An 11831-nucleotide genomic window follows, 5' to 3' on the forward strand; every position below is an offset into this window, starting at 1 on the left:
GATGGAAGAAGTTTTTTTAAGAAACTGAAGGTTTTGCTGCTCAATAAAGGTACAGCATTTCAAAAAAAAGGCAGCTATTTTAAAAATAACTGCCTCCTGAACTAGCTCTTTTGGTGAGCTTAAGATCTTGTAATATTGAAGCCTTAGCACGAATAGTAACGTTGTAGCTTCGGTACCGCCCAAAAGGCATCCAGCCAAATGACATATCCCAACAATGCAGATCGCGATAGATATTGAAAGAGGTCATGACCACTTCCTTCTGTTTGAAATCGTACCCCGATTGAAAGGTGACTTTCCATTTTGGCGTAACACTGAAGTCGCCATGTAAATTCAATGTGCTTGTGATCTGGCTCTGCATTCTTCGTGTACTGGAGTTGAACGATTTTGCCATATTGAAACTGAACGATGCCGCAAGGTTCCATGGGATGTTAAAGTCCACAAATGCGTTTGGATCTGAGCTGATTCGAGCTAAGGCTTGTGCCTGTTCGGGAGTCATACCCGCTCCTGTCATTTCTTTTCTTAAAGAATCAATATTGTTATTACGTGATTTCGCAGCCTTAGGATTCAGACTATAGTCAAAGGAAAGACCAAAGTTTGTCAGGCGCGCAAGGCTACCATCTTTAATGGCGTAGCGATTGACACGGACACCATTTTCATTGACCGAATAGGGATCAAATGTACCGTTGAAGTTTACATTCATCTTTTGGTCGAAAAAAGCTGTACGGCCAGAGAAAGTAATTGGGGACAACTTTAGCGAGTCGGCTACAAAGTTGTAATTTCCGCTGAACGTCAGACCTTGAAGAATAGGGATTTTCTTCATACCGCCATCCGTGGTGTCAGATTTACTTTTGACCTTTGCTTCGATATTATTGTCGATGGAAAAACCTATCCCCGCAGATTTTCCTGCGGAAGGGGAACCGTAGACACCCTGGCTAAAGATTGAGTATACATTTCTGTTTCCATATTGATCGTTATAATGCTGATAGAAACCATATTTTGGATCCGAAAAGTCGGGTCTATAGTTCAAGTTGATCGACGGTGTAACAACGTGCCTGATCTGCTTAAGGTTACCTATTTTAGGGAAATAATTACCATAAACCTTGGTCGAAAGTCCGGTCGATACCGAGTAATCGTATGCACGATTGAATCCCTGAACGGTATCGATACGTTGTTTATAACCTGCAGCGGTATTGTCGATGCTTTGTCGTGTACTTTGTAAATACCAACGTTCGGTATAGTTTACACTGGTATTGAACTGGAAATATTTAAAAGCATTGAGTGATAGACTGATTGGAATATTGTGTTGGAAACCATTTTGGAATTTTTTGAAACCTCCTGGTTTAAACAACAATGTATCAATGGTACTGACCGAGTTTTGCGCTTGGAAACTATAACCGACATTGATGCGTTGATACCATTTTTGTTCACCGACACGATCTTTGCTGTCAAATGGATTGAAAGAGGATACGTTTAAGCTGATGTTGGGTAAACTCATCTGTATACTGCGTGTAGCCATGTCCTGGTTATGCGTTAAGCTGGCCGTGAGGTTTACCTTACCATCGGCAAATACTTTTCCATAACTGATGGACGATCCCATACGGTTACGGGCAAGATTTTCATAGGTATTTTGTGTACTTCCAGTTCCGGTATTTTGAAAGAAAGAACTTGTACCAAAGTTAACACTTGCAGAGAAAGATGTTCCTGGATTGGCTTCCTGCCGTTGGGTATGGTTCCATGTGACGTTAAAATCCTTATTGGAGCCGTAATTGGATGTTCCTTCAATACCTGTTTTGGTATTGGCGTAACGGATATTAAAACCACCGTTAAATTTATAGTTGACGGTATAGCGCGTATTGATGGAAGCTTCCCACGAACCTTTAGAATACAAGGAACCTCTAATCTCACTGTCCCAGTAATCGTTGAAGGCCAAATACCAACCGATATCCCGCATGGAGAATCCTCTGGTATAATCTTCTCCAAAAGAAGGGAAGAGAAACCCGGATGCTCTTTTATCTGGTTTTGGGAAAAATGCAAATGGAAATGCCACGGGCATCGGTACACCCATCACGACAAGGTAGGCCGGACCAGAAATAATCTGGTTTTTAGTGACAATTCCTTTGGTGATATGAATACCAAAATGGGTATGCGGATAGGGTAGATTACAGGTACTATATAATCCCTTGTAAATCGACATTTCGTCGTAGATATTCTTTCGAACAACATTGGCCTGGATAAATCCACCATCAACTTCGGTCATAATACCGTAGGTATTTCCCTCTTGCTTTTCGTAATCGTAGTAGAGTGAATCTACTGTTTTCGGTGATTCACCATTACCCATGATGACAATAGGACGCCCTACATATTTACCACTTTTGTCGTAGATCCCCGAAGCAAAAATCTGTTTCTTGTTTCGATCAAGACGGATATAATCGGCAGAAAGTTCAAAATCTTGGTACTTTACTTTTGCTCCGCGATAAAGGTGACTGATATTCTTGGCAACTTCAGATTTCTGCGAGTCAACCGCAATAATGCTCACTTCGGCCTGCAAGCCACTTCCTTTTTTCTTGGTTGTATCGTTTACAGATTTGGTCGTATCTGCAGTTTTCGATTTACTCGTATCTTGCGATTTATTGGTCGCCGAAATAGGATCTTTACCTTGAAGTCCGTTCTGTTTTAATGGAATATTACTTTGAGCAAAGCTAGCATTGCTCATTGCAAGAATGATAAATAGTGTTAAAATGTTGATTAACGACTTCAAAATTAAAGACAAATGTTATTTTTGTGAAATAATGTTAAACTTCGAGAGACAAAATTAGTCAAAAAAGCAATAGAAAATATGTTAAATATCGTTATCTATTAAAGAAATAATATTGACGCATTTTGATTCGTTTATAGTAGAGCAAATAATTATTCAATGAAATCAGATTTAAGAATTAGAAAATGGTGTAGCGTTGTGTTCGCTACTTTGGGATTTTTTTTATTGAATTCTTTCACATTAAACAATGGGCAAGCATTGCCTCCAGACTACCAGATAAAAACGATTGTAATTGATGCGGGCCATGGTGGTAAAGATACCGGAGCACAAGGGCGGCGATCGTTGGAGAAAAATGTAGCCCTTGAAGTTGCGTTAAAATTGGGAAAGCAGATTCAGAAAGATATTCCGGGTATCAAGATCATCTACACGAGAACGACGGATGAATTTGTTGAGCTTTACAAACGTATTCGCTTGGCAAATGCCAATAAAGCAGATTTATTTATTTCAATACACTGTAATTCCAGTGGTGCTAGCGCACATGGTACCGAAACATTGGTCTCTGGCTCGCATCGTTTGGGACAGCAAGATGCTGCAGTTCGTGAAAATGCGTCCTTGTTACTGGAATCAAATTATAAAGAAAATTATCAAGGATTTGATCCAAAAGACCCTGAAAGTGCTATCATCTTCTCCTTGATGAAAAACCGATTCCGTGAAAAAAGTATTCGTCTGGCGCAGATGATTGAAGGTGAGTATGTGAAGGCAGGGCGATATAGTAGAGGATTCTGGGAGAAAGGCTTAGCTGTATTGGCTGAAGCAGGTATGCCCGCTGTGCTTACAGAAATTGGCTTTATTAGTAATAGAGAAGAAGAGAGCTACCTATTGTCTGATGAAGGTCAACAGGAAATTGTCAATAATTTAGTTTCGGCTCTGAAAATTTATAAAAATTCTGTAGAACGCTAAACAGATTTGCTTTTATGCTGTTTTAAACTTAAATTAATGATCATTACTAAATAGATTATTTGTGAAAATTTCAAACGAGACAAAAGTCGGCATATTAGCAACAGTTGCGATAGTTTTATTATTTATTGGCTATAGCTTTCTAAAAGGAAATGATGTTTTTAGCAGCGACAACACATATTACACAACTTATGAAGCTGTCGATGGCCTAACTCCATCAAAACCTGTTTTAGTAAATGGTTATCAAATCGGTCGTGTATCAAAAATGATTCTCCTACCTGATGGCAAAATTAAGACAGAGTTCAAAATACATTCCCATTATGATGTTCCAAAGAATACAATTGCGCGGATTTCAAGCACAGATTTGTTGGGCAGTAAGGCCATTGTTTTCGAAATGGGCAACAGTAAGGAATTGGCAAAGGATGGGGACTTTTTAGCATCGGGTGTCCAACCGAATATTATGGATAAGGTTGAACCCATTCAAAAACGGATCGAAACAATTACCATTAAACTGGATTCAACGTTATCGGTTGTCAATAATGTCTTAGACAAACAGTTTCAGGATGACTTTAAAAGAAGTATTCATAGTATTTCCACTTCTTTGAAAAATGTAGAAGGCATTACCAAAGATGTCGAAGGTCTAGTGGGGGATGAAAAGGGGAGGCTCAATCGAATCATGGCCAATCTCGAATCAATTACATCCAATTTTTCACAAAATGGCGAGAAAATCAATGCGATCATGTCTAATCTGAATAATATTACCGATAAGGCCGCCCGATTGGATTTTGAACATACCATGAACAAAGTAAATGCCGCAGTCAATGATTTTCAGGAGATCACGGGAAAAATCAATAGTGGTAAAGGATCTATTGGTTTATTGTTAAATGACGAAGCGTTATACAATAATCTCAATAATGCTTCAAAGGAAATGGATAATTTGATGAAGGATGTGAAAGAGAAACCTGGGAAATATATCAAACTTTCCATCTTTGGAAAAAAAGGCGAGAAATAGATTTCAGCAATCAGATCAAATAGGATACATAAAAAAGCCTGCATATTGCAGGCTTTTTGTTTTTATATGTCCACTCCCTGAGTAACGCTTTTTGGAATTTAAACAGGTGAAGGTCGACTTTGTCAGTTGCGAAAATACATGATTTTACAAGCGGATTTTGCATGCCTCGTTATAAAGTTTCCTTAAGCCAGGTAAAGAATTCTCTTTGCCAAACTTGTGCGTTTTGTCCTGACAGTACCCAGTGATTTTCATCCGGTAGGTAGACCAGGCGGCTCTTAATTTTTTTGAGTTGAGCCAATTGGAATGCCGCTAACCCTTGTCCGATTGGAACACGATAATCTTTTCCGCCTTGAAAGATTAAAATTGGCGTGTGCCAATTATTTGCTTTTTCAATGGGGTTGAATGCGGTATAGGATTTCTCATTTTTGCTATCCCAGTACGCTCCACCCAGTTCGTGGTTGGCGAAAAAGAGTTCTTCTGTGGTGCCGTACCAGCTTCTCATGTCGAATAAACCATTGTGCGCAATAAACGTTTTGAAACGGTTTTGATGCACGCCAGCTAGCTGATAAACCGAGTACCCACCATAACTAGCTCCAATCGCCGCGCGACGAGTTGTATCTACATAGGATTCTTTGGAGATATCGTCTATCGCTGCCAAGTAATCCCGGATTGGCTGACCGCCCCAGTCCTGAGAAATGGCTTCATTCCATTTAACGCCCCAGCCAGGCATACCCCTGCGGTTTGGAGCGATGACAATATAGCCTTGTGATGCGATCAATTGTAAATTCCAACGGAAGGAGTAAAATTGCGTCAGAGCAGATTGAGGGCCGCCTTCACAGTAAAGTATGGTTGGATATTTTTTTGCAGGGTCAAAGCTTGGCGGATAGATTACCCATGAAAACAGATCGGCTCCATCGGATGCCTTTGTGATACGTTTCTCAATTTTGTTTTCGCTGATGCTTGCATATTTTGCATCGTTGACTTTAGTGACCGGAGTTAAAGATTTGGTTTTTAGATCAAAGCTGAAGATTTCTGTTGCACGGGTAAACTTTGTCGAGCTAACGATTAATTTGTCAGCTACTTGGCCTACAATACCAGTGATGTCAAAGTCACCTTCTGAAATTTGATGTATTTTTGGTAAACTTTTAGCTTTGATATTGGTCGGTACTTCAAGTTCAAATAATTGAACTGTGCCTTTCGTTGCAGCTGTAAAATAGATTTTCCGGTTGTCGCTGCTCCAGATAAAACTATTGACGGTACCATCCCAATGTGCTGTTAGGTTAAGTCGAATCGAGCTATTCTTATCAAATAGCATGATGTCATTTTTGTCCGATTCATAACCATCGGTCTTCATGCTGAGCCACGTTAGGCTTTTCCCATCGGGAGAATAGGTTGGGGCTGTATCATACCCATTCATTCCTTCTGTCAGGTTAGACGTCGTTCCGCTAGCGAGATCATAGCGATAAATATCGGTATTGGTACTGACAGCATAATCTGTTCCGAATTTCTTTTTACAGACATAGAGCACTGCCTTGCTATCGGGAGACCAGGCAAAATCTTCTGCGCCACCAAATGGTGCCTGAGGGCTGTAGAAAGCTTGATCCTTTAATAGGTCTACCGGCTCGCCAACTTTACCATCAATATAACTCGCCACAAAAGGATGACTGAATTTGCCATCATTGAAGGTATCCCAATGTCGGTAGTCTAAGTTGTCATAGATATAAGCGTCCGATTTTGGTAGTTCGGGATATTTATCCGTGCTGTGGTATTTTTTTACGAGCACGGACTGGCTGAAGAGTATTTGTTTTCCATCAGGAGAAAACTTGACATTTTCTAAGGCAATATCACCATTCGTCAATTGAACTGCTTCACCCTTAGATAGGTTCTTCTTCCATAACTGCCCCTTTAACAAATAAATGACGTCGCCATTTGGTTCGATCTGGACGACTGTTTCACCACCTTTTTGGTCTGTGAACTGACTGCCAGTCCCGTTTGTGAGTGAAACTGTATAGAGATTTTTTTCACTTGAATTGCTCTCCAGATTATAATTGGAAACACCGTATACCAATGTTTTGCCGTCTGCAGAAAGTCCTTCGGCCGAAACACGACCAAGGTCCCAAAGTGTAGTTGGGTTGATCGGTTGTGGCGATTCCGACACTAATTTGGAGTTATTTTTTCCGTCTTTGCTTTCTTGCGCATTGCTTAGGTTACACGCCATAATAATCGCTAATGTAAGTATTGTAAGTTTTTTCATCTGTTTAAACATATCTATGCCGCTGAAAAATTTCTTCGCAAGTTACAGAATTTGGTCATAAATGCTAAGTCGAGTAAAAAAATAGCCATCTCTTTCATTTAGAAATGGCTTATTAGAATTGTAAATCCTTATTTTTTTAATAGTATCTGAATTAATACCCAATAAAGTCGAAGACGTTGTTTATTGATCCACATGGCTATTATCAAATTGATACCAGTTTATTTTTGTTGAAACGCGCATCAAAATCGCCAAAATGATAAAGATGCCAATTGTTCCGGCGATAAGGGAATAATCCCGAAGTTGCATGAGGATATAGATAAAAAGATAAAATAAAGCCAGAATAGAACTCAGCAATAGCGCCGATTTCTGGTCTTTGGTAATTGATTTAATGAAACTGCCAATCAGCATAACTGTAGCGACGGAAGCCGTTAAGTAAGCTAGATTAAATCCAATATGCTCGGATAGCGCGAGCAGCAATGTGTAGAAAAGAACCATCGCTGCTCCAATCAGAATATATTGGATGATATGGATCCGTTTTTTCTTGATCACCTCGGTGAATAGGAGCGAAGTAAAGGTCAGGATGATAACTAAAATACCATATTTGGCGACCCGTGTTGTTTTTTGATAGTTGTTGATATCTGGTAGGAAGTTAATTGTAATCATGTCTGCGTTATCCAATAGGTTATTTGCAGAGGCAATTGTAGTGCTGACGGTTTGTGCTGCTTTTTGCTTATTGCCCTCATTTCCATTTTCGAGGTTGTTATCGAACTGAAAGATCGGACGGGCATCGCTTGTCCATTGTTGTGGCAGCTTCCGACTGAAAGAAGGGATTTCCCAGGAAGCCGAAAAATTGGATGTTTCGGTATTACGTTTCCCCGGTAAGAATGCACCTGTGAAACTTGGATTAGCCCAGTTACCCTTAGCCTGGATATTTGTCTGATCACCCAACGGAAGAAAATTCAATGATTTGGATCCTTTTAGACTTAATTTTATCTTGAAACGATTGTCCGTTTTCTGCGGATCCAAAGGTACAGGACAGACTAAATTTTGCGTAAATAATTTGAGAGTATTGAAGTCTGGGTCGAAAGTTAACTCGTTTCCATCCCAATTTAAGGATGGACGCTTGCCTAAACCTTTAAAGTCCTGGATACCGAAAATAAGCTTGCTGCCTTTCCAGTCAATTTGCTCATGCGGAATATCGAGTTTTTCTAGGGATATTTTGTCAAAAGAACCATCTAATGTGATGCTGCTGTTGTAAACTACAGCATTATAAATACCTCTAGAGAGATGCTGTGGCGTTATATCGGTTGTGATATTGGATGTTTTGGGTAAGATAAATATCCATTTTAGCTCTTCTCTAAGGTTAGATTTTTCGGCTTTTTCGGTAGAAAGTGAGATAGTCTCGCGATAAGGGATAGCTAACACGGGACTGGAAATAACCTGCTCCTTTCCCCAGTTTAATGCAATACCGCCAGAAACTTCCTGTTCCCTATTTTTCCGTTCTTCGATTAGATCGCTTATTAATGAAAGTGGAATGAGCAATATCAAGGAAAGAAAGAAAATGACAAATAACTTTAGGACAGTGGAATTACTGATTTTCTCAAAAAATGAGGATTGCTCTATCGGTGATGAATTGTTGTAGTCCATGGTTTTAGTTGTTTAAATTTATTTGAATGTTTTTACTGTATAAGGCAATTTGAAGCTCCGTTAATTGCCAATGAAGGATTTCTTTAAATTCTAAATGATGAAAGTTTTGGAGCGATCGACCTTTCTGAAAATGTCTTTTATAATAGCCGAAATGCTCGGGAAATAAGATTCCGCCAATAAAAATCATTGCCATGAGATAGAGGCTGATCTTTCCATTACCAAGTAAGAGGAATTGCATGGCGATTTCATCTTGTATCTCTGTTCCGGTTTCAGTCAGGATATGAAATACATCGTGATTTTCCAGTTTGGGCATGACATCAAAACCTTTACTTTCATAAAAGAGCCCCAGATTATGGCCGATGCTACCAACGGGGTAGGTCATAAAATCTGCCTTAGATATTCCCCAAGCTTTTTTGTTCCATTTAAAGATGTCTGCATATACTTTGGAAGACCAATTGTAGAGGTGCAGCATCAGTTTTAATCGAATTCCTTTCATTTAATCATGTTTTAAAAGTACTTTGATTTTCAAAGTAAATGAATAAAAAAATTATTTGTATTGTTGTTTTATTAAATTTTCAAGTGCAATAAGGTGATTCTCAAAGGCTTTAAGTCCTTTTGTCGTTCTTTTGTATCGGGTGTTCGGCTTCCGGTCTACAAAGCTTTTTTCGACACTAATGTATTCCTCTTTTTCCAACGTTTTTAGGTTGGAAGCAAGGTTACCGTCGGTTACATCCAACAATTCTTTCAATGAATTAAAATCATATTCTTCATTGGCAGCGAGAACACTCATAATTTGGAGGCGAACTCTGTTTTCAAATATTTTGTCATATAGGGAAAGATCTAATTTCACGATTCGTACTTTTTGTAAACGATAAAACCATAGATGATGTGTAACACACCAAATCCCAATCCCCACAATAGTAATCCGTTTTCTGGAAAACATATGCCAATCAAACCCAGGCAGATTTCCAGTATACCCAGGCCTTTTGCTTCGGCAAAGGTATAGATGCTCCCCGCAGTCAGTGCTAGTCCATAAAAGATCAGCAGCATAGCAGCAATCAGCTGGTAGTAGCCTTGGACAAAAAACAATAAGGATATCATGCCACCCGTTAGTAAGGGGATTGAAACTGCAAATAAAAGAGATTTGCTTGTAATGTTCCAAATCGACTGCTTATTTTTTCTCGCCTTTTTACGTGCCATTAGCCAGCCGGTCACCAGGGATGATAAGAGGACGATGAGCGCAATCATTAAAGACAGTAGGGGCTTATTCAGATTTTCGCCCAAGAGTAGCGCGGTACTTTCGGGTTGATGTAGAATATAGTATTCCAATAGCGTTCCCAGCAAAGCATAACAGCCCATGAGTACACCTGATAATCCGCTTATTGAAACAAATTTGGACGATTTTTCCATTAATGATCTGATCTGTCCAAGTTCTCTAAATAAATCTTTCTGTTCCATAAAAGTACTTTGATATTCAAAGTAAATGAATAATAATGAATTATGCAAGGGGTTGGGAGAATATTGAAAAAAAATAAAAAAAAGAGTAGAAAATACTTGCAGGATATAGGTTTGGTTTCTATCTTTGTGGCATCAAAAGAAATCCTAATGCGGAAGTGGCGTAATTGGTAGCCGCACCAGACTTAGGATCTGGCGCCGCAAGGCGTGGGGGTTCGAGTCCCTTCTTCCGCACTTGATGTCCTCCCGAACTTAAAACCTCGGGAGGATTTTTTTATGAATGCGATATAGCTAAAAAGAGTATGAATATTTCACACGAGAATGTAGATGCAATCAATGCGGTAGTCAACGTCGCATTAGCACCTGAAGATTATAATCCTCAAGTCGACAAAGAGATTAAAGCGCAAGCTAAAAAAGCAAAATTACCAGGGTTCCGTCCAGGTCAAGTTCCAGTGGGACATATCAGACGTACTTATGGTAAATCTATTTTATTTGATGAGATCAATAAATTAGTGAATGAGAAAATCACCAATTATATTGCTGAGAATAAATTAGAAGTTTTAGGTCAACCACTTCCTTTGGAAGATGATGCACAATACAGCTGGGATTATAAAGACAATTTCAACTTCAAATATGAAATTGGTCTTGCTCCAGCTTTTGAATTACCTTTTACTGCTGAGACTGAATTTACTTCGTACGAAATCAAAGCTGATGAAGAGACATTGGCAGATCGTATCAAGAACTTGCGTCGTAGCTATGGAAAAATGACTAATCCAGAAGTATCTGAAGAAGGTGATGTATTGTATGCAACATTGAAACAAGATAAAGAGGAAGGTCTAGAAAAAACAACTTCTATCCGTACAGATATCGTAGAAGATGCTAAGATCAAAAAATCATTGGTTGGTCTTAAAAAGGACGATGTTGTTAAGATTGATGTTAAAAAAGCATTCAAAACTGAAGATTTAGCACGTATCTTAGGTATCACTGAAGAGGAAGCAACTGCTTTAGACGTTACTAAATTTGAATTGACTGTTAAGAATATCAACCGTTTAGAGGAAGCTGATCTTAACCAAGAATTTTTCGATAAATTATTCGCAGAAGGTGAAGTAACAGAAGAAGCTCAATTCACAGAAAAAGTGAAAGAAGAAGTTGAGAACTTATTCAAACAAAATTCAGATCAAAGATTACGTAATGATATGTATACTTTTGGTATGGAGAAAGTTGATGTATCTTTCCCTGAAGAATTCTTGAAAAGATGGTTGAAAGCAACTAACCCAAGCATTTCTGAAGAAGAATTGAACGAAGGTTTTGCTGACTTCTTGAACAACTTGAAATGGACAATCATCGAAAACCGCGTTGTTACTGAAAATGGTCTTGAAGTTAAATATGATGAAGTTATCAATTTAGCAAAAGAACGTATCTACGCGCAAATCAAGATGTATAACATCAACGAAGAGCCTTCTGATGAGCAGTTGAACCAATTTGCAATTCAATTGTTACAAGATAGAGAGCAAGGTAATCGTTTGTTCGAAGAAGCTAAAGCTTTAAAAGTATTTGATCACTTGAAAGGTTTAGTGAAATTGAATGCTACGGACATTGAATACAAAGAATTCGAGAAATTAGCATAAGCGAATTTTTTAAATAAAAAAAGAGTCCTTCCATTTATTTGGAGGGACTTTTTTTATTGCAGTCCGGTAGCGGATTATACACTATTCGTTTATAGTTGTTCAGCTCATCCACAGATCGCCTGT

At 38.8% G+C, this 11831-nt stretch carries 9 protein-coding genes and 1 tRNA gene; 4 read left to right on the top strand and 6 right to left on the bottom strand.

Going from position 1 to position 11831, the window contains the following annotated elements:
- Positions 1-79 precede the first annotated feature (79 nt).
- On the bottom strand, positions 80-2713 hold the full coding sequence (locus AAH582_RS04885) for a putative LPS assembly protein LptD (protein ID WP_231585259.1): 2634 nt from the start codon (positions 2711-2713) through the stop codon (positions 80-82).
- Between the two features lie 201 nt (positions 2714-2914).
- Between AAH582_RS04885 and AAH582_RS04890 the strand changes: the two genes are divergently transcribed.
- Together AAH582_RS04890 and AAH582_RS04895 are read left to right on the top strand one after the other, a co-directional pair.
- Entirely contained in the window at positions 2915-3715 is an 801-nt protein-coding gene (locus tag AAH582_RS04890; protein ID WP_343321350.1) for an N-acetylmuramoyl-L-alanine amidase family protein, read from the top strand.
- A 61-nt stretch (positions 3716-3776) separates the two neighbouring features.
- The gene (locus tag AAH582_RS04895; RefSeq protein ID WP_046673953.1) at positions 3777-4724 is read left to right on the top strand and encodes an MlaD family protein; all 948 of its coding nucleotides are present in this window, start codon (positions 3777-3779) and stop codon (positions 4722-4724) included.
- A gap of 169 nt (positions 4725-4893) precedes the next feature.
- Here the strand turns inward: AAH582_RS04895 and AAH582_RS04900 are convergent, their stop codons facing one another.
- The 5 genes from AAH582_RS04900 to AAH582_RS04920 all read right to left on the bottom strand — a co-directional run bounded on the left by AAH582_RS04900 (position 4894) and on the right by AAH582_RS04920 (position 10083).
- Positions 4894-6978, bottom strand: coding sequence for a S9 family peptidase (locus AAH582_RS04900; RefSeq protein ID WP_343321351.1), 2085 nt, complete (start codon positions 6976-6978; stop codon positions 4894-4896).
- Positions 6979-7158: 180 nt separating this feature from the next.
- A complete protein-coding gene (creD, locus tag AAH582_RS04905; RefSeq protein ID WP_343321352.1) occupies positions 7159-8625 on the bottom strand; it encodes a cell envelope integrity protein CreD in 1467 nt (488 codons plus the stop codon).
- A 4-nt stretch (positions 8626-8629) separates the two neighbouring features.
- On the bottom strand, positions 8630-9121 hold the full coding sequence (locus AAH582_RS04910) for a hypothetical protein (protein WP_046673955.1): 492 nt from the start codon (positions 9119-9121) through the stop codon (positions 8630-8632).
- A gap of 51 nt (positions 9122-9172) precedes the next feature.
- Complete coding sequence (locus AAH582_RS04915) at positions 9173-9475, bottom strand: winged helix-turn-helix domain-containing protein (protein ID WP_046673956.1); 303 nt, start codon at positions 9473-9475, stop codon at positions 9173-9175.
- Positions 9472-10083: a hypothetical protein gene (locus AAH582_RS04920; RefSeq protein WP_343321353.1), complete on the bottom strand. Its 612-nt coding sequence runs from the start codon at positions 10081-10083 to the stop codon at positions 9472-9474. Before AAH582_RS04920 ends, AAH582_RS04915 begins: the two co-directional genes overlap by 4 nt.
- Before the next feature lie 149 nt (positions 10084-10232).
- Between AAH582_RS04920 and AAH582_RS04925 the strand changes: the two genes are divergently transcribed.
- Together AAH582_RS04925 and AAH582_RS04930 are read left to right on the top strand one after the other, a co-directional pair.
- Positions 10233-10314: transfer RNA gene (locus AAH582_RS04925), tRNA-Leu, on the top strand.
- A 68-nt stretch (positions 10315-10382) separates the two neighbouring features.
- Positions 10383-11708, top strand: a complete 1326-nt coding sequence (locus AAH582_RS04930) for a trigger factor (protein ID WP_046673958.1) — start codon at positions 10383-10385, stop codon at positions 11706-11708.
- The last annotated feature ends 123 nt before the right edge of the window (positions 11709-11831 follow it).

Origin of the sequence: Sphingobacterium multivorum (assembly GCF_039511225.1) — a bacterium.
Taxonomy (GTDB): Bacteria; Bacteroidota; Bacteroidia; order Sphingobacteriales; family Sphingobacteriaceae; genus Sphingobacterium.